Here is a 17546-nt window from a genome sequence, read left to right as displayed (position 1 = left end):
GCAGTTCAGGCGCCGTGATAGCCGTCCTCTTCGGGATCCTCGTGGGAATTCCTCGGCAGCTCGGCGGCCCAGGCCATGGCTCCGGCGTGCTCATCGCCACGGAAGGTGCGGATCTCCACGGCCTTGAACAGGCGCTCTTCCAGGCGGGCGATCTGCTCGATCCACGCCTGGTCGGTGACCACGGCGGCGCGGTGGTAGCGGTCCAGATCGCCGAGCTGCGTCAGGCCGTAGCCGATGTCCTTGAGCAGGGCGGTCAGGGTCATCAGGCGCAGGTCATCGACCTCGACCACCAGGCTGATCACCGGATGAGCCCGCTTGGCGGCCTCGATGGCATCAATGGCGCGCTGCAGTTCTCCGCCGGTCACGATACCCCCCGCCTTCATCGCCACCACGTGGGCCGCCGGATGGGAGATCAGGTCCAACATGGGCATTCTCCTTGAGGTAAGAGAGAAGAGCCAAGCGGCTCGGTCACCTTCAGCATAGTGCGCCGGGACAGGCCTGGCGCGCAGGGACCGCTGCCCGGGTGCAGACTTTTCGGACAACGCCTAAGATGACGTGTCGCGCGCCGCCCTCTGCGCCGCCAGTTCGCAACACACGGAGACAGACACAATGACCGATGACCTACCCGGCGGGACAGGTGGCGTCGCCGAGCGCCATTCGGCCGTCGTCAACGGCTCTGACACCCCCGCATGAGTGCTTCCGATCCCCTCTGGCTGGTGTTCGGTGCCAGCGGCTACGTGGGCCGCAACATGGTGCCGCATCTGGTGGCGCAGGGAAGGCGTGTGCGCGCCGTCGCACGACGGCTATCGGCGATGGAGGCCGAGGGCTGGCAGGGGGTCGATCAGGTGCGCGCGGATGCGCTTGACCCGGCCACGCTGGCCCCGGCGCTTGCCGGGGTCGAGGTGGCCTTCTACCTGGTGCACTCCATGGGTGGCGGGCGCGGCTTTCCCGCGCGCGACCGGGAGGCGGCGCGCAATTTCGCCAAGGCCGCCGCAGAGGCGGGGGTAAGTCGCATTATCTACCTGGGCGGGCTTGCGCCGGAAGGCGCCGATACCGAGCATCTCTCCTCACGGGTGGAAACCGGCGAGATCCTGCGCGCGGGGCCGGTGCCAGTGGTCGAACTGCGGGCAGGCATCATCATCGGGGCGGGGTCGGCCGCCTTCGAGGTGATGCGCGATCTGGTGGCGCATCTGCCGATCATGGTGACGCCGCGCTGGGTAAGTGTGTCGTCACCGCCGATGGCGCTTGACGATCTGCTGGCCGACCTGGTGGGGCTGGCGGCGCTGCCCGAGGCCGAGGGCGGAGTGTTCGAGACCGGCGGCCCCGAGCGGCAGACCTATGCGGCGATGATGCGCGGGCTGGCCCGCGGGCTTGGGCGGCGCAGGCCGATAATCGTGCCGGTGCCGTTTATGACCCCGAAACTGTCGAGCTACTGGATGGATCTGGTGACCGGGGTGCCCGCCCCGCTGGCGCGGGCCCTGATCGGCGGGCTGCGCCATGACCTGCGCGCCAATGATACCGCCCTGCGCGCGCTGGTGCCGCGCGACTGCCTGGGGTTCGACGCCGCCGTGGCGAAGGCGTTCGAGGCCGAGCGTGGCATGCTCTCCGGCGACCGCTGGCGCGAGGGGGCCTTCGACCTGCGCGGGTATCGCCACGATATCAGCTTCTACGGCAAGCGGATGACGCTGGAGCGGCACTCCTCGGCGTCGCCGGCGGCGGCGTGGGAGACGCTCGAGGGGCTGGCGACGCGGGCGTCGGGCTACTTCGCCCTGACCCCGATCTGGCGGCTGCGCGCGGCGGCAAATCGCTTGCTGAGGGGCGCGGACGCTGGACCGCGCCAGCACGCCGGGCCGTTCGCCGAGGGCGAGACCTTCGGTTTCTGGCGCGTGCACCGGGTGCGGCCCGGCGAGCGGCTGATTCTGCTGTCGAGTCTGCGCGCGCCGGGCGAAGGCGGGATGGAGATCACGCTGGAACCCGACACGGCGGGCGGGTCACGCATCACGCTGGTGCTGCATTGGCATCCGGCCGGAGTGTGGGGGCTGCTCTACTGGTTCCTGCTCTGGCCTGCGCATGCGGTGGTGCTGCGCGCGTTCCTGCGCGGCCTGGGGCGGGCCGCGGCTCAGGAGAAGATGTCATAGATCGCCGAATCGATCTGTGGGAAGCGGAAGCGGAAGCCGTCGGCCAGCAACCGGTCGGGATGCACACGCTGGCCGTCAAGCACCACGGTGGCGCCATCGCCCAGCACCTGGCGGATCACCATCGCGGGCACCGGCAGACGCACGAAGCTGCGCGACAAGCGGCCGAAGGCGTCGGTCACCTGACGCATCCGCACGGGATTGGGCGAGGTGGCGCTGTAGGCCCCCTGCATCCCGGGGGTGTCCAGGGCACGCAGAAGGATATCGGTCGCGTCCTCACGGTGGATCCAACTGACCCACTGCCGGCCCGATCCGATGCGCCCGCCCAGGAACGGGCGCAGCCGCTTGAATGTTTCGCGTCCGCTGTCGGTGAGCGCAAGCGCCAGGCCGAAGCGCAGGATCACCACCCGCAGGCCGTGGTCGGCGGCGCGCTGTGCCTCGGCCTCCCACAAATGCGTGGTGTCGGTCAGGAAATCGCCAGGCGGGCCAGGGGGGCTCGCTTCGGAAAAGCGCGTGCTTTCGCTTATCCCGTAATAGCGGCAGGCCGAGGCCGAGATCAGCGTGGCCGGCTGGCCGGTCATCCCGGCGATGGCGGTGACAAGCGCGCGGGTGCCCGTCTCGCGGCTCTTGCGGATGGCGACGCGCACCCCGGGTGTCCAGCGGACCGCGATGGGCTCACCCGCCAGATGCACCACGGCCGAGGCATCGGCCAGTGCCGGGGCGATGGTCGCCGGATCGAAAGGGTTGTAGCCAACCACCTTGACCTGCGGGAACTTCGCCATGGGGAACCGGGCCGCGGCCGCCACTGGATTGCGGCTCAGCGCCGTGACGGGAGTGCCACGCGCTGTCAGCTTTTCCACCAGGCGGCTGCCAAGAAACCCCGTCGCTCCGGTGATCGCCACTCTGCTTTGGGTCATGAGCCTGTCGTCTTGTGTCATAGGACCACTTTGAACCTGAACATATAGGATACTCTGATCCCGATCAACGCGCCCGGGATCGCCGCTGACACAACCCGTTCGGCGACGTTCTCAATCGGCAGGAGTCTTTTTATGACCGATGCAACGCCACTTCACGACTACCGACACTATCCTCTTCACGCCGGTGCCACGGCCTGCACGCGCGCCCCGGCCCAGGCGGTGTGGCGGGTTGTCTCGGCGATCGGGGGCGACAATCGCTATTACGCCCTCAACAGCCTCTGGTCCATGCGCGAATGGCTCGACTCGTTGGTTGGTGGGCCGGGCAGGCGCCGCGGGCGACCCGAAGGACGCCCGATCAGGGCCGGAGATCAGATCGACAGCTGGCAGGTGCGGATCGCCGATGCGCCCGAGCTTCTGGCGCTGGACTTCGGGATGAAGGCGCCAGGGCATGGGGTGCTGGAATTCAGGGTCGCGCCCATGGGAGATGGCGCCCGGATGACGGCCACCGCGTTCTGGAACCCGGAAGGGGTCGCGGGGAAGATCTACTGGGCGGCGATGAAGCCCGCGCATCTGGTGCTGTTCAAGCGTCTGACCGCCGAGATCTGTCGCCGGGCCGAGCAAGTCCCCTTCGATGAGCGCGTCGGTCTGGGCAGATAACGACACACAGTGGGCGGCCGCTTGTGTCAGCACGGCAGTAACCGCCGAGGCTGTCGGCGGTGATTACCGGGGCCGTTGAACAGGGTCACGAAAACGTCACCATCGCGCGCAATCATGGCCGAAACACCCACAAGGGAGTCGCTCGGCATGCCCCCACGCCCGCGCGAACCGCTCAGCGAAGCGGAGGTGGAGTCATTGATCCGGCTGGCCAGGGGCAATGCGTTGGCCCAACAGTTCCAGGCAGAGCACAAGGCGCGGCTCGCGCCGGCCACTCTGGCACTGCAGATGGCGACAAACGCCACCGATCCCCAGCCGGGCGGTATGAAGATCCTGATGCTCTCGGACGTCTACTTTCCTCGCGTCAACGGGGTCTCCACTTCCATCGCCAGCTTCCGAGCTGCCCTCGAGCGCCAGGGCCATTCGGTCACCCTGGTCTGCCCCGACTACCCGGTGGGCCAGGTGGACGAGCCGGGGGTGATACGCATCTCCTCCCGTGGGGTGCCGGGGGACCCGGAGGACCGCATGATGCGCTACCGGGACCTGCTGGCCCTGGCACCACAGCTCGCCGAGCAGGCCTTCGACCTGATCCACGTGCATACGCCCTTCGTGGCCCACTATGCCGGCATCAAGCTGGGACGACGGATCGGCATGCCGGTGGTAGCCACCTACCACACCCTCTTCGAGGAGTATCTGCACCACTATGTGCGCTGGTTGCCGAGTCGTTGGCTGCGCTTCGCCGCGCGCCGCTTCTCGGTGCGCCAGTGCCACCAGCTCAGAGCTTTAATCGCCCCCTCCCAGGCCATGCAGTCGACGCTGACCCGCTACGGGGTGACCACGTCCATGGCGGTGATTTCCACCGGGCTGGGGCTGGAGGCCTTCACTCGCCCCCGGGAGGAGAGCGACTTTCGCCACCGCTATGGGCTGCCCCCGGAGGCGCGTCTGCTGCTCTTCGTGGGGCGCGCCGCCCATGAAAAGAACATCGGTTTCCTGATCGAGATGCTGCCTGGCGTGCTGGCCGAGCACCCGGATACCCGCCTGATCATCACCGGCGAGGGGCCCGCCCAGGCGGAACTGGCTCGCCAGGCACATGAGCAGGGCGTGGCCCAGGCCGTCCTATTCCTCGGCTATCTCGACCGCGATGGCCCATTGCAGGCCGCCTACCGCGCTGCCGATCTCTTCGTCTTCGCCTCGCGCACCGAGACCCAGGGACTGGTGCTGCTGGAGGCCATGGCGCTGGGCACGCCGGTGGTCTCGACCGCGGTGATGGGCACCCGTGACGTCCTGAAGGAGGGCGAGGGCTGCCTGATCGCCGAGGAGGACCACGACGACTTCGCGGCCAAGGTCAACAGCCTGCTGGGAGATGACAGCCTGCGCCGGACCCTCTCCGCACGCGGTCAGGCCTACGCCGCCGGCTGGCACGAGGATGTCAAGGCCGCCGAGCTCGTCGCCCTCTATCGCTGCCAGCTCGAGCACGCCGTCACCGATTGACCGTGCCCCTCCCCGGGAACCCGCGCATCGACACGCCGAGCTCATTGGCTGTTCATCGCTTCGTCACTTCGCCGACCCGGCGCTGTCATGAGCAACCGTCAGAGTGAGCGCCGTTGGCATCTTTCCCTATCATCTCGCCACGGAGTCCCCATGACCGCCAAGACCTTCCCTCGCACCCTGCTGGCCGCCACCATCGCCGGCCTGTTCACCGCCACCAGTTTTGCCGCCAGCGCCGACCTCTCCTCGCGCTACGTTGATACCGATGGCGACATGATCGCCGACATCCCCGCCGATGCGTCCCGGTGGGCCGACCCCGATACGCTGGTCTTCGCCTACACCCCGGTGGAGGACCCGGCCGTCTACGCCGACGTCTGGTCCGACTTCCTCGATCACCTCGCCGAGGCAACCGGCAAGCGTGTGCAGTTCTTCCCGGTACAGTCCAATGCCGCCCAGCAGGAGGCGCTGCGCGCCGGTCGTCTGCATGTGGCCGGCTTCAACACCGGCGGCGTCCCGGTGGCGGTGAATTGCGGCGGCTTCCGCCCCTTCACCATCATGGCCGCGGAAGACGGCAGCTTCGGCTACGAGATGGAGATCATCACCTGGCCGGACAGCGGCATCGAGCAGATGGAGGACCTGGCCGGCCGTCAGCTCGCCTTCACCTCGCCCACCTCGAACTCCGGCTTCCGGGCCCCCTCGGCGCTGCTGCGCAGCGAATACGGCCTGGAAGCCGACGAGGACTTCGAGACCGCCTTCTCCGGCTCCCACGACAACTCCATCCTCGGCGTGGTCAACAAGGACTACGAGGCGGCCGCCATTGCCAACTCGGTGGCCCACCGCATGCTGGCTCGCGGCGTCATCAATGAGGGCGACTACGAGATCATCTACACCTCCGAGACCTTCCCCACCACCGCCTACGGCACGGCCCACAACCTGCATCCGGAACTGCAGGAGGCCATCCAGCAGGCCTTCTTCAGCTATGACTGGGCCGGCACGGCGCTCGAGGCCGAGTTCGCCAACTCCGGCGAGGCCCAGTTCATCCCCATCACCTATGAACAGCACTGGTCGGTGATCCGCACCATCGCCGAGGCGAATGGCGTGACCTACGACTGCGACTGATTCCGCGCCACTACTGGCCGCGCTCCAACAGCGGAACCGAGCCAAAAGAACCACGGGCCAGGAGGGCCTCGCTCTCCTGGCCCGTCTGCGTGAAGGACGACTGACCATGCTGACGCTTACCCAGGTCACCAAGCGCTACCCCACCGGGGATCGCGCCCTGACCGATATCGACCTCACCCTGCCGGCGGGCCAGGTGATGGCACTGATCGGCCCCTCGGGGGCCGGCAAGAGCACCCTGATCCGCTGCGTGAACCGCCTGGTGGAGCCAACGTCGGGCAGCATCCGCCTGGGCGACACCGAGCTGACCCGGCTCTCCGGCCGCGAGCTGCGCCGTGCGCGCCGCGCCATGGGCATGATCTTCCAGGAGTACGCCCTGGTGGACCGCCTGACGGTGATGGAGAACGTGCTCTCCGGCCGGCTGGGCCAGGTGGGCTTCTGGCGCAGCTTCCTGCGCCGCTACCCCGCCGATGCCGTGATCGAGGCCTTCCGCCTGCTGGAGCGGGTCGGCCTGCCCCAAGCCATCGACAAGCGCGCCGATGCGCTCTCCGGCGGCCAACGCCAGCGGGTCGGCATCGCCAGGGCGCTGCTGCAGGACCCGCAACTGCTGCTGGTGGACGAGCCCACGGCGAGCCTCGACCCCAAGACCTCGCGACAGATCATGCGGCTGATCCGCGAACTCTGTGCCGAGCGCGAGCTCGGCGCCATCATCAACATCCATGACGTGGCCCTGGCCCAGCAGTTCGCCGATCGCATCGTCGGCCTGCGCGCCGGGGAGATCGTCTTCGATGGCTCGCCCGAGGCGCTGGATGCCGAGACCCTGACTACCATCTACGGCGAGGAGGAGTGGGACACCCAGGGACAGCCGGCCGACGATGAGACCTCCTCCGTCCCCGCTCCGCCCCAACACCTGTCGCTGGCAACGGGAGGCACCTCATGACTCGACAGGCGATGGCCCGGGCGGGCCAATGGCGGCGGCTGCCGCTGATCCGTGACCCGAGGCTGCGCTGGGGCCTTGCCCTGGGCGGCCTGGTCTACCTGCTGCTGGCTCTTTCCACCATCGACGTCAACTGGGCACGGGTCGCCGAGGGCGCCGGCCGCGGACTGAACTTCCTGGCCGCCTTTACCCAGCCGGACTTCATCAGCCGCCGCGGCGACATCCTCGACGGCATCCTCGAGAGCCTGACCATGACGCTCACCTCCACGGTGATCGGCGTGGCCCTGGCGATTCCGGTGGGCCTGGGGGCGGCACGCAACATCGCCCCCTTGCCGGTCTACTACCTGTGCCGGGGCATCATCACCGTGTCGCGCACCTTCCAGGAGGTCATCATCGCCATCCTCTTCGTGGTGATGTTCGGCTTCGGCCCGCTGGCCGGGATGATCACCCTGGCCTTCGCCACCATCGGCTTCATGGCCAAGCTGCTCGCCGAGGACATCGAGGACCTGGACTGGCGCCAGGTGGAGGCGGTTCGCGCCACCGGGGCGAGCTGGTGGCAGACCATGAACCACGCCGTGCAGCCCCAGGTCATGCCGCGGCTGATCGGGCTGTCGATGTACCGCCTGGACATCAACTTCCGCGAGTCGGCGGTGATCGGCATCGTCGGGGCCGGCGGCATCGGCGCCACTCTCAACACCTCGATCAGCCGCTACGAGTACGACACCTCGGCGGCCATCCTGCTGATCATCATCGCCATCGTGCTGCTCAGTGAATACAGCTCGAGCCACGTACGCCGCTGGACCCAGTGAACCGGAGACCCTCATGCCTGTAACCAGCTCCCCGCAGGGCACGCCAATCTGGCGCCTGCGCACCACCCGCACCCAGTGGCTGGGCTATCTGGCCTGGCTGGCCGGCGCCTGCCTCTTTCTGCTGTGCTGGAAGGTGATCTCAGACAACACCATGTGGGTGTTCGTCGAGGACGCCGGCCGCCAGGGCAGCGACCTGATCAGCCGCATGCTGCCGCCGCAGTGGACCTATGCCCACCGCCTCTGGAAGCCGATGTGGGACACCATGAACATCGCCACCCTGGGCACCGCGTTAGGCATCGCCATGGCGTTTCCGGTGGCCTTCCTGGCGGCGCGCAACACCACCCCCCACCCGCTGGTGCGCAGCGCCGCGCTGCTGATCATCGTCTCGTCGCGCTCCATCAACTCGCTGATCTGGGCCATGCTGCTGGTGACCATCCTGGGGCCAGGAGTGCTGGCCGGGATCATCGCCATCGCCCTGCGCTCCATCGGCTTCGTCGGCAAGCTGCTCTATGAAGCCATCGAGGAGATCCACCCCACCCCCGTGGAGGCGATCAGCGCCACCGGCGCCGGCCGCCTGCAGGTGATGAGCTACGGGGTGCTGCCCCAGGTGCTGCCCGCCTTCGCCGGCATCAGCGTCTACCGCTGGGACATCAATATCCGCGAATCCACGGTGCTGGGGCTGGTGGGCGCCGGCGGCATCGGCCTGCAGCTCAACGCCGCCATCAACAGCCTGGCCTGGAACCAGGTCAGCGTGATCTTCCTGATGATCTTCGTCACCGTGCTGGCCTCGGAGTGGATTTCCGCCCGGGTGCGTCACGCCATTACCTGAGACCGCGCCCTGGGCGAGACCAGCCTGGTGGAGTGGATCGGGCGCTAGGACTGTGAACCCGCCAGGGCCCGCTCAGCCGGCGTCGGCCGCCAGGCCGTCGCTGCGCACGCAGCGCAACAGGCAGAAGACGGCCAGGGCGCCGGTCACCATGGGCAGCAGGAAGCCCGCCGAGTAGCTGCCGGTGAGCCACACGATCAGGCTGAACAGCGCCGGGCCCACCAACACCCCCATGTAGGTGAGTACCAGCACGGCGGCGGTGGCCTCGCCCACCTCGCCGGGCTCGCAGCGCCGCGCCACCTCCCCCAGGTAGACCCCGTTCCAGCCCACCGCCGTGGCGCCGGCCACCACCATCAGGGCGAGGGTCACCCAGGTGGGTACCGCGGTGCCGAGCACGGCCAGCAGGAAGAAGATCACGGCGATGACGCCGGCCAGCCCGAAGAGGACCGGCAAGCTGCCTCCCAGGCGGTCGGCCAGGGCGCCCCAGGCCAGGCGGCCCGAGACCCCGGCCACATGCACCAGCGAGACGACCGCCCCGGCCACCACCAGGGTCAGCAGCAACTCTTCAACCATGTAGGCCACCGCGAAGCTGAGCAGAGAGAGCTGGGCCGCGGAGAGGCAGAAGCCGGTGGCCCCCAGCCAGCGCATGGCGCGGTAGCGGCGCAGCACGCCCAGGCTGCCGGCGCGCTGCATGCGCACGCTGCCATCCCGGCTGGTATCCCAGCGCTCGCGGCGCGGCTGGAGCAGCAGCAGCGTGGCCAGGCAGGCTGCCCCCACCGCCAGGAAGGCGGCCTGCCAGTTCCACAGCGCGGCCAGCGGCGGCGCCAGCAGGCCGGCCAGCACACCGCCCAGGGGCACACCGGTCTGCTTGATCGAATAGACGAGGTTACGCCGTTCGGGAGCCGTGAAGCGGGAGAGCAGTTCGGCGGCCGCCGGGCTGGTGATGCCGTAGGCGAGCCCCAGCAGCAGGGTGGTGGCGAGCAGCGCCAGCGGGGTGCCTATCAGCGCCAGCGCACAGCCCCCCATCACCAGCGCCATGGCCAGCTGGCTGGCCCGGCAGCCGCCCAGCCGCCGAGCCAGCACCGCCGACTGCAGCGAGGTGAGCATTGCCACTCCGTAGAGCAGGCTAACCTGCAGCCCGACCCAGCCGGTCGGCACGCCGAAGGCCGCCGCGACCTGGGGCGCCAGGGTCGGTACCAGCAGCATCCCACCGCTGCACAGCACCTGCACCCAGGTGGTGGCTACCAGGACCCGCCAGCCCTCCGCATGGGGCGGAGACGAGGAGGCGGCGGGGGGCGAGGCAGACATGGCAGGCTCCGGTGACGAGGAAACCGTTAGCCTACACAGATAGTTAATGCTGCTGCCAGCGTCATAGGCGAAACCCGCGTTCGTCGCCGGTTCAGGCGGGGTTGACACCGCACTGTCACGAGACCGTCATGCAATCGTAAGCGATGCCCCTCATCTTCGAAGCATGACAGATTCTGCTCAGCGACTACGCTGTTGAAAACACCACCATGAGCACCTCCCTTCGCCCGCCGCATAGAGAGCCCCATGAACCACGCCAGTCAGCAGCGCATCCGTCTTGAAGGGGTCACCAAGCGCTGGGGTGACAGCCGAGGGGTCGACGGCATTTCCTTCGATGTCGACCCCGGCCAGTTCGTGATCCTGCTCGGTCCCTCGGGGTGCGGAAAGTCGACGACCCTGCGCATGATCGCCGGCCTCGAACAGGCCACGGAGGGATGCATCCACATCGGCGAGCGCGATGTGACCCGGCTTCCGCCGGGGGATCGCGGCCTCAGCATGGTGTTCCAGTCCTATGCGCTCTTCCCTCACCTCGACGTGGCCGACAACATCGTCTTCGGCCTGCGCAGTCGCAAGGTGCCCCGGGCGGAACGCCGCGAACGCCTGCAGCGGGTCGCCGAGCTGGTCGATCTGGGCGCCTACCTGGATCGCAAGCCGGCACAGCTCTCGGGCGGGCAGCGCCAGCGAGTGGCCCTGGCCAGGGCGATCATCTCCGAGCACCCCATCTGCCTGATGGACGAACCGCTCTCCAATCTCGATGCCCGCCTGCGCGGGGAGATGCGTCGCGAGATCAAGGCACTGCAGACACGACTTGGCATGACCGTGGTGTATGTCACCCATGACCAGGTCGAGGCGATGAGCATGGGCGACAGGGTGATCCTCATGCAAGACGGCATCATCGTCCAGGACGACAGCCCAGATGACCTCTACAATCGCCCCGCCACCGCCTTCGCCGCGAGCTTCATCGGCAGCCCGGCCATGAACCTGGTGCACCTGGACGCGGCGGGTGGCAAGGCCGTGATCGACGGCGAACCGAGCGTTGCCGTCGCGCCCGTGGAGGCGAGCAACGGCCAGTTGGGGCTGCGCCCCGAAGATATCGTGGTGCTCGGCCCCGACGACGCCGGGCTACCCGCCCGGGTGATCGACGGCGAGTACCTCGGCGCCGATACCATCCTGCGCCTGGCCGTGGGCAGTCAGGTACTGCGCGCCCGGCTGCCCGGCAAGCGGCCGCTGGCCGATGGCCAGCGCTGCCGGCTCGGCTGGGCCCCCGCCGCGGCCCACCTGTTCGGTGACGACGGCGCGCGCCGGGATGACCTCACTCCCCTGACAGTTTCCGCGGCCGTCGGCCGCCCCTCGGGCGACGGCGGGCACAGCGCATCGCCTTCGCCCTCCGGCACCAGCCCGGGCATTCCCTCGTGAACACAGGAGTCATTCTATGCGTGCGCGTCTCTCCTTCCCGCTGACGGCCCTGGCCGCCGGCCTGCTCGCCGCCGGCCCCACCCTCGCCGACGACCCGGTCGAACTGACCCTGTACTACCCCATCGCCGTAGGGGGAGCCCTCACCGACGTCATCGACGGCCTGGTCGATGAATTCGAGGCCGAGCATCCCGCCATCAGCGTGGACGCCATCTACGCCGGCAACTACGACGACACCCGGGTGCGCGCCATGTCAGCCATCGAGGCCGGCGATGCCCCGCAGCTCTCGGTACTGTTCTCCATCGATCTCTACGAACTACTGGAACAGGACGCCATCATCGCCTTCGATGAGGTGGTCGAAACCGACGAAGAGCGCGAATGGCTCGACAGCTTCTATCCCGGCCTGATGGAGAACGGGCAGCTGGATGGCATGACCTACGGCATTCCCTTCCAGCGCTCCACCATCGTGCTCTACTGGAACAAGGATGCCTTCGAGGCCGCCGGCCTCGACCCGGAGACACCGCCGGAGACCTGGGAGGACATGGCCCGCATGGCCGCCGCGGTGCGCGACGCCTCGGGCGGTGACCAGTGGGGCGTGATGGTCCCCTCCACCGGCTACCCCTACTGGATGTTCCAGGCCTTCGCCTTCCAGAACGGTCACCGGCTGATGAGCGAGGACGGCACCGAGGTCTACTTCGACGACCCGGCCGCCATCGAGGCGCTGGAGTACTGGGTCTCGCTGGCGACCGAGCATGACGCCATGCCCGACGGCACCATCGAATGGGGCACCCTGCGCCAGAACTTCATCGAGCAGTCCACGGCGATGATCTGGCACACCACCGGCAACCTCACCGCGGTGCGCAACGAGGCCAGCTTCGATTTCGGTGTGGCCATGCTGCCGATGAAGACCCAGCGCGGCAGCCCCACCGGCGGCGGCAACTTCTACCTCTTCAAGGATGCCAGCGAAGAGGAGCAGCGCGCCGCCATGACCTTCATCCGCTGGATGACCGACCCGGAGCGTGCCGCCGCCTGGTCCATCGAGACCGGCTACATGGGCGTGAGCCCGGCCGCCTACGAGACCGAGGCGCTGCGCGACTACATCGCTCAGTTCCCGCCCGCCGCGGTGGCCCGGGACCAGCTGAAGCACGGCACCGCCGAGCTCTCCACCTATCAGGGTGGCCGGGTACGCCGGGCGCTGGACAACGCCGTCCAGGCGGCCCTGACCGGCCAGATGGCACCGGCCGAAGCGCTGGCCCAGGCCCAGCGCGAAGCCGACGCAGCCCTGAGGCGCTATGCCCGCTGATGCGCTGAGACCCGACACCTGGCCGAACTCCCGGGGCGGCTGCAGCCGCCCCGGGAGTTCGGGTAATCACGGAGAGCCGACATGGTCGAGATGAACTCCCATCGCCGCATGCAGCTTTATGGCGCACTGCTGCTGCTGCCGGCCGCCGTGCTGCTCTCCACCTTTGCCTACCTGCCGACCATCACGACCCTGATCAACAGCCTCTTCCTGCCCGGCTTTCGCGGCGCGCCGACGGAATTCGTCGGGCTGGAGAACTACCGTCTGCTGATCGAGGACAGCACCTTCTGGCGGGTCGCGCGCAACAACCTGATCTATGCGCTGGGCACGATTCCCACCTCCATCGCCCTGGCGCTGGCCATGGCGCTGTTCGTCAACGCCCGCCTGCCGGGACGCGGCTTCGTGCGAATGGCCTACTTCACGCCGACCATCCTGCCGATGATCGCCGCGGCGAACATCTGGATGTTCTTCTACGCCCCACAGATCGGGCTGTTCAACAAGTTGCTCGGCGCCCTGGGGCTCTCCGGGGTGAACTGGCTGGGGGACCCGAGCGTGGCGCTCAGCTCGGTGATCGTGATGACGGTGTGGAAGGAAGCCGGCTTCTTCATGATCTTCTACCTCGCCGCCCTGCAGGGCATGGCGCCCGAACTCAAGGAGGCCGCCGACCTGGAGGGCACCAGCCGCTGGAGCTTCTTCTGGCGGGTCACCTTCCCGCTGCTGATGCCGACCACGCTGTTCGTGCTGATCAACGCGCTCATCAACGCCGTGCGCGTGGTGGATCACCTCTTCATCCTGACCAAGGGCGGCCCCAACAACGCCACCAACCTGCTGCTCTACTACGTCTACGAAAACGCCTTCTCCTTCTTCGACCGCACCTATGCCGCCACCATCACCGTGGTGATCCTGGTGGTACTGGCGATCGTCGCCACGGTGAAGTTCGCCATCCTCGACCGCAGGACGCACTACCAATGAGCCAGCCCAGCACCGCCAAGAGCACCGGATGGCCGATGGCCCTGCGCCTTCCCGGCCTCGAGACCACCGCCGCCTGGCTGCTGGCGCTGATCTGGATCTTTCCTCTGCTCTACGCGGTATGGGCGGCCTTTCATCCGCCGGCCTTCATGGTGCGCTTCGACCTGTTCGCCCCGCTGACCCTGGACAACTTCGCCAACGCCTGGGCCCAGGCTCCCTTTGCGCGCTACTACCTCAACACCTTCCTGCTGGTCACCGGGGTCGTGTTCGCCCAGTTCGTGGTCTGTACCCTGGCCGGCTTCGCCTTCGCGCGCTTCCCGATCCCCGGCAAGGACTTCCTGTTCATGCTGGTGCTGATCCAGCTGTTCGTCTTCCCCGAGGTGCTGATCGTCGAGAACTACCGGATCGCCAGCACCCTCGGGCTGGTCGACACCATCACCGGCATCGGGCTGCCCTATGTGGCCAGCGCCTTCGGCATCTTCCTGCTGCGCCAGACCTTCAAGACCATTCCCCGCGAACTGGAGGATGCCGCGCGGATAGAAGGCTGCGGCTGGATGGCGATCCTGCTCAAGGTCTACGTGCCGCTGGCGAAGCCCACCTACCTGGCCTATGGCCTGGTCTCGATCAGCCACCACTGGAACAACTTCCTGTGGCCGCTGGTGGTCACCAACTCGGTGGAGAGCCGACCCCTCACCGTCGGCCTCGGGGTCTTCTCGGCCCCGGAGACCGGCGTCAACTGGGCCACGGTCAGCGCCGCGACCCTGCTCAGCATCGCCCCGCTGCTGATCGCCTTCCTGCTGTTCCAGCGCCAGTTCGTGCAGTCCTTCCTGCGCTCCGGGATTCGCTAGGCAGCACGCCCCTACCAGGGCAGCGGCTCGCCATTGCTGTGCCAGAAGGTGCCGGTGGTCCCCAGAGTCAGCGCCTCGATGCGCGCGGCGATGCCGGCGGCGGCCTCGTCCGGGGTGATTAGGCCGCCGAAGTTGACCATGCGGGTCTGCACATAGCCGGGGTGGAGCTGGACCACGGCGATGCCGCGGGGCGCAAGGTCCATGGCCAGCGACTTGCCGATGGCGTTGAGCGCCGCCTTGGAGGCACGATAGCCGTAGCGCCCGCCGGAGTCGTTGTCGGCGATGGAACCCATGCGGCTGGAGATGTTGGCCACCTTGCTGCCGTCGCCCAGGCAGCCAAGCAGCGCCTCGGTGACGCGCAGCGGCGCATAGGCGTTGATCTCCATCTGCTCACGAATGGAGTCGAAGTCGATCTCGCCCAGGCGCTCATCCTTGAGCAGGCCGGCGTTGTTGATCAGCACCTCGAGGCGCTGGCCCTCCAGCTCGACGTTCAGGCGGGCGACGTCCTCGTCACGGGTGACGTCGATGCCCTCGATGACCCGGCTGGCCACCTGCCGAAGTTCGGCGGTGTCATCGCCACTGCCGCGGCAGACGCCGATCACCTCCCAGCCTGCGTTGCGGTAGTGGCTTGCCAGGGCGAGGCCGACGCCGCGGTTGGCGCCGGTGATCAGTACGGTGGAAGACATGACACCTCCTCAGCAGTCAGGGGAACAGCCAGACAGTGGCGCAGCCCGGCGCCGACATCAAGCTGGAGCCGTTGCAGGAAAGAGGACCCTTTCGGTACTATTTTTATATTGCAGAACGTCCATGACCGGGAGACGGCAAGCGCCCGCCGACCGCGTCGCCTGAGGCCTGGCCACCATGCAGGACAGCGATCCCGAGATCAGCCACCAGCAGCGGACCCGCGAGACCCGACGCATCACCCTGCTGGCCATCTGGGTCGACGGCATCGTCGGCCTGGTCAAGGTGATCACCGGCGTCCTGGTGGGCTCGGCGGCGCTGGTGGCCGATGGTATCCACTCCTTCTCGGACCTGATCACCGATGGCTTCGTGCTGGCCGCCACCCACTACGGCAGCCAGGGCCCGGACCACGACCACCCCTATGGCCACGGCCGCATCGAGACCCTGGCCACACTGTTCCTGGGCAGCGTGCTGATCTTCGTGGCCGGCGCCATCGCCTGGTCGAGCATGGAGCGGCTGTTATCCGCCGCCCAGATTCCGCCGCCGGGCCTCTGGGCCATGCTGATTGCCTTGGCTACCCTGCTCGCCAAGGAGGCCCTGTTCCGGGTCACCATGCGCGTGGCGCGCCGCCTGGACTCCAAGCTGCTGGCGGCCAACGCCTGGCACTCCCGCTCCGACGTGCTCTCTACCGGGGTGGTGCTGGTGGGTCTCGTGGGCACTCAGTTCGGCCATGGCTGGCTGGACACCCTGGCCGCGGTGATCGTGGGGCTGCTGGTCGGCAAGGTGGGCTGGGACCTGCTGTGGGAGTCGGGCCGCGAGCTGGTGGATACCGCCCTGCCGGTGACACAGCAGGAGGCGATGCGCGAGGTGGCGCTGGGCGTGCCCGGGGTGGAGGGCATCCACGACCTGCGCACTCGCCAGTCGGCCGGGCGTACCATGCTCGACCTCCACGTGGTGGTATCGCCGCGCATCAGCGTTTCCGAGGGCCACGAGATCGGCAACGAGGTGAGTCGCCGACTGCGCCAGGCCTTTCCCGAGCTGACCGACCTGACCTTCCACATCGACCCCGAGGATGACGCCGGCGCAGGGGACCCCAGCCGCCTGCCCGGCCTGCCGCTGCGCCCCGAGGTGGAGGCAGCACTGACCCAGCGCTGGTCCACCCTGCCCGCCTGGCCGGAGCTGCGCGACCTCGAACTGCACTATCTGGAGGGCCGGGTCACGGTGGTGGCATGCCTCGACGAGCACTCGCCGCTGGAGAGCCGCGAGGTCGCGAACCGGCTCCAGGCCGCCGCGTCCGACCTCGACTGGTTCGCCCACGTGGAGATCCGCCGCCTGGCCGCCATCCCGTCGCCGACCCGCTGAGCCCTCGCCCCATGGGTGACATCGTCGCCCCGGGCGGTGACAATGGCCGACCACTTCCTGACGGTTGCCACTGACTTGGCGCTTCCTACGGCATGAGCGACTCCCTGCGTATCCTCCACCGTGACGAGCACCTGGTGGCCGTCCACAAGCCGGCCGGCCTGCTAGTGCATCGCACCGCCCTGGCCCGCGGTGAGCGCGAGTTCCTGTTGCAGCGGCTGCGCGACCAGCTCGGCCAGCGGGTCTACCCGGCACACCGGCTGGACCGCCCGACGTCCGGGGTCATGGTGTTCGCGCTGTCATCAGAGGTCGCCACCCTGCTGGCCGAGGCCTTTGCAGAGCGCCGGATGGCCAAGCGCTACCTGGCAGTGGTGCGCGGCATCGGCCCCGAGATCGAGCGGCTCGAGTATCCACTGCGCGAGGAGGACGGCAGCCGCCCGAAGGCCAAGATGCCCGCCCTGGAGGCGGTGACGGACATCCGCCGCCTGGACAGCGTGGAGCTGCCGGTGCAGGTGGACCGCTACCCTCACAGCCGCTATTCGCTGATGGAGGCGCGTCCACTCACCGGGCGGCGCCACCAGATTCGCCGTCATCTCGCCCAGCGCGGCTATCCGATCATCGGCGATGCCAAGCACGGCAAGGGCAACCACAACCGCTTCTTCGCCGAGCGCCTCGACGCTCCGAGGCTGCTGCTGGCCGCCACCGAGCTGGCCTTCGTGCATCCGGTCACCGGTCGGCCGCTGCGGCTGAGCGGCGCCCTGGATGCCACCATGAGCGCGCTGTTCCGGC

The 17546-nt window shown here is 68.2% G+C and carries 17 protein-coding genes; 13 read left to right on the top strand and 4 right to left on the bottom strand.

The features are described 5' to 3' along the window. Window positions 1-5: 5 nt before the first annotated feature. Complete coding sequence (locus IBX53_RS06105) at window positions 6-425, bottom strand: STAS/SEC14 domain-containing protein (protein ID WP_290906812.1); 420 nt, start codon at window positions 423-425, stop codon at window positions 6-8. Window positions 426-689: 264 nt separating this feature from the next. On the opposite strand from IBX53_RS06105, the gene IBX53_RS06100 reads away from it, so the two are divergent. Next, the gene (locus IBX53_RS06100; protein ID WP_290906810.1) at window positions 690-2138 is read left to right on the top strand and encodes a DUF2867 domain-containing protein; all 1449 of its coding nucleotides are present in this window, start codon (window positions 690-692) and stop codon (window positions 2136-2138) included. On the opposite strand, the gene IBX53_RS06095 is transcribed toward IBX53_RS06100, so the two are convergent. Continuing rightward, window positions 2120-3052: a TIGR01777 family oxidoreductase gene (locus IBX53_RS06095; RefSeq protein WP_290906808.1), complete on the bottom strand. Its 933-nt coding sequence runs from the start codon at window positions 3050-3052 to the stop codon at window positions 2120-2122. The genes IBX53_RS06100 and IBX53_RS06095 overlap by 19 nt on opposite strands. 132 nt (window positions 3053-3184) lie before the next feature. Here IBX53_RS06095 and IBX53_RS06090 point away from each other — a divergent pair, with 132 nt between their 5' ends. The 6 genes from IBX53_RS06090 (at window position 3185) to phnE (IBX53_RS06065) (ending at window position 8885) form a co-directional block, all read left to right on the top strand. Continuing rightward, the gene (locus IBX53_RS06090) at window positions 3185-3709 is read left to right on the top strand and encodes a DUF2867 domain-containing protein (protein ID WP_290906807.1); all 525 of its coding nucleotides are present in this window, start codon (window positions 3185-3187) and stop codon (window positions 3707-3709) included. A gap of 147 nt (window positions 3710-3856) precedes the next feature. Continuing rightward, entirely contained in the window at window positions 3857-5197 is a 1341-nt protein-coding gene (locus IBX53_RS06085) for a glycosyltransferase (RefSeq protein WP_290906806.1), read from the top strand. Between the two features lie 150 nt (window positions 5198-5347). Continuing rightward, on the top strand, window positions 5348-6313 hold the full coding sequence (gene phnD / locus IBX53_RS06080; RefSeq protein WP_290906805.1) for a phosphate/phosphite/phosphonate ABC transporter substrate-binding protein: 966 nt from the start codon (window positions 5348-5350) through the stop codon (window positions 6311-6313). A gap of 106 nt (window positions 6314-6419) precedes the next feature. Beyond that, entirely contained in the window at window positions 6420-7250 is an 831-nt protein-coding gene (gene phnC, locus IBX53_RS06075) for a phosphonate ABC transporter ATP-binding protein (protein ID WP_290906804.1), read from the top strand. Then, on the top strand, window positions 7247-8056 hold the full coding sequence (gene phnE / locus IBX53_RS06070) for a phosphonate ABC transporter, permease protein PhnE (RefSeq protein WP_290906803.1): 810 nt from the start codon (window positions 7247-7249) through the stop codon (window positions 8054-8056). The genes phnC and phnE (IBX53_RS06070) overlap by 4 nt, the downstream gene beginning before the upstream one ends. 13 nt (window positions 8057-8069) lie before the next feature. Next, entirely contained in the window at window positions 8070-8885 is an 816-nt protein-coding gene (gene phnE, locus IBX53_RS06065; protein ID WP_290906801.1) for a phosphonate ABC transporter, permease protein PhnE, read from the top strand. A 72-nt stretch (window positions 8886-8957) separates the two neighbouring features. On the opposite strand, the gene IBX53_RS06060 is transcribed toward phnE (IBX53_RS06065), so the two are convergent. Next, complete coding sequence (locus IBX53_RS06060) at window positions 8958-10190, bottom strand: MFS transporter (protein ID WP_290906799.1); 1233 nt, start codon at window positions 10188-10190, stop codon at window positions 8958-8960. 243 nt (window positions 10191-10433) lie between these two features. Between IBX53_RS06060 and IBX53_RS06055 the strand changes: the two genes are divergently transcribed. From IBX53_RS06055 to IBX53_RS06040, 4 genes are all read left to right on the top strand, one after another. After that, window positions 10434-11603, top strand: coding sequence for an ABC transporter ATP-binding protein (locus tag IBX53_RS06055; RefSeq protein ID WP_290906797.1), 1170 nt, complete (start codon window positions 10434-10436; stop codon window positions 11601-11603). Window positions 11604-11619: 16 nt separating this feature from the next. Beyond that, complete coding sequence (locus IBX53_RS06050) at window positions 11620-12903, top strand: ABC transporter substrate-binding protein (protein ID WP_290906796.1); 1284 nt, start codon at window positions 11620-11622, stop codon at window positions 12901-12903. Window positions 12904-12984: 81 nt separating this feature from the next. Beyond that, complete coding sequence (locus tag IBX53_RS06045; protein WP_290906795.1) at window positions 12985-13872, top strand: carbohydrate ABC transporter permease; 888 nt, start codon at window positions 12985-12987, stop codon at window positions 13870-13872. Continuing rightward, complete coding sequence (locus tag IBX53_RS06040) at window positions 13869-14717, top strand: carbohydrate ABC transporter permease (RefSeq protein WP_290906794.1); 849 nt, start codon at window positions 13869-13871, stop codon at window positions 14715-14717. Before IBX53_RS06045 ends, IBX53_RS06040 begins: the two co-directional genes overlap by 4 nt. An 11-nt stretch (window positions 14718-14728) precedes the next feature. Here the strand turns inward: IBX53_RS06040 and IBX53_RS06035 are convergent, their stop codons facing one another. Next, entirely contained in the window at window positions 14729-15403 is a 675-nt protein-coding gene (locus tag IBX53_RS06035) for an SDR family oxidoreductase (protein ID WP_290906793.1), read from the bottom strand. A gap of 175 nt (window positions 15404-15578) precedes the next feature. Here IBX53_RS06035 and IBX53_RS06030 point away from each other — a divergent pair, with 175 nt between their 5' ends. Then, window positions 15579-16760 carry a cation diffusion facilitator family transporter gene (locus IBX53_RS06030; RefSeq protein WP_290906792.1) on the top strand — a complete coding sequence of 394 codons (1182 nt, stop codon included), beginning with the start codon at window positions 15579-15581 and terminating at the stop codon, window positions 16758-16760. A gap of 92 nt (window positions 16761-16852) precedes the next feature. Next, window positions 16853-17546: pseudouridine synthase (locus IBX53_RS06025; RefSeq protein ID WP_290906790.1), on the top strand; the 694-nt coding region annotated here is incomplete at its 3' end.

The sequence above is a fragment of the Halomonas sp. genome (genome assembly GCF_014859505.1).
Lineage (GTDB): Bacteria > Pseudomonadota > Gammaproteobacteria > Pseudomonadales > Halomonadaceae > Halomonas.
The sequence above is the reverse complement of the archived record's forward strand: the minus strand, read 5'-3'. Positions and strand labels throughout refer to the sequence as shown.

What these genes read in the sequence shown, in the direction of transcription:
- IBX53_RS06105 (WP_290906812.1), bottom strand. Translation starts at nt 425, where the DNA reads ATGTTGGACCTGATCTCCCATCCGGCGGCCCACGTGGTGGCGATGAAG.
- IBX53_RS06100 (WP_290906810.1), top strand. Translation starts at nt 690, where the DNA reads ATGAGTGCTTCCGATCCCCTCTGGCTGGTGTTCGGTGCCAGCGGCTAC.
- IBX53_RS06095 (WP_290906808.1), bottom strand. Translation starts at nt 3,052, where the DNA reads ATGACCCAAAGCAGAGTGGCGATCACCGGAGCGACGGGGTTTCTTGGC.
- IBX53_RS06090 (WP_290906807.1), top strand. Translation starts at nt 3,185, where the DNA reads ATGACCGATGCAACGCCACTTCACGACTACCGACACTATCCTCTTCAC.
- IBX53_RS06085 (WP_290906806.1), top strand. Translation starts at nt 3,857, where the DNA reads ATGCCCCCACGCCCGCGCGAACCGCTCAGCGAAGCGGAGGTGGAGTCA.
- phnD (WP_290906805.1), top strand. Translation starts at nt 5,348, where the DNA reads ATGACCGCCAAGACCTTCCCTCGCACCCTGCTGGCCGCCACCATCGCC.
- phnC (WP_290906804.1), top strand. Translation starts at nt 6,420, where the DNA reads ATGCTGACGCTTACCCAGGTCACCAAGCGCTACCCCACCGGGGATCGC.
- phnE (WP_290906803.1), top strand. Translation starts at nt 7,247, where the DNA reads ATGACTCGACAGGCGATGGCCCGGGCGGGCCAATGGCGGCGGCTGCCG.
- phnE (WP_290906801.1), top strand. Translation starts at nt 8,070, where the DNA reads ATGCCTGTAACCAGCTCCCCGCAGGGCACGCCAATCTGGCGCCTGCGC.
- IBX53_RS06060 (WP_290906799.1), bottom strand. Translation starts at nt 10,190, where the DNA reads ATGTCTGCCTCGCCCCCCGCCGCCTCCTCGTCTCCGCCCCATGCGGAG.
- IBX53_RS06055 (WP_290906797.1), top strand. Translation starts at nt 10,434, where the DNA reads ATGAACCACGCCAGTCAGCAGCGCATCCGTCTTGAAGGGGTCACCAAG.
- IBX53_RS06050 (WP_290906796.1), top strand. Translation starts at nt 11,620, where the DNA reads ATGCGTGCGCGTCTCTCCTTCCCGCTGACGGCCCTGGCCGCCGGCCTG.
- IBX53_RS06045 (WP_290906795.1), top strand. Translation starts at nt 12,985, where the DNA reads ATGGTCGAGATGAACTCCCATCGCCGCATGCAGCTTTATGGCGCACTG.
- IBX53_RS06040 (WP_290906794.1), top strand. Translation starts at nt 13,869, where the DNA reads ATGAGCCAGCCCAGCACCGCCAAGAGCACCGGATGGCCGATGGCCCTG.
- IBX53_RS06035 (WP_290906793.1), bottom strand. Translation starts at nt 15,403, where the DNA reads ATGTCTTCCACCGTACTGATCACCGGCGCCAACCGCGGCGTCGGCCTC.
- IBX53_RS06030 (WP_290906792.1), top strand. Translation starts at nt 15,579, where the DNA reads ATGCAGGACAGCGATCCCGAGATCAGCCACCAGCAGCGGACCCGCGAG.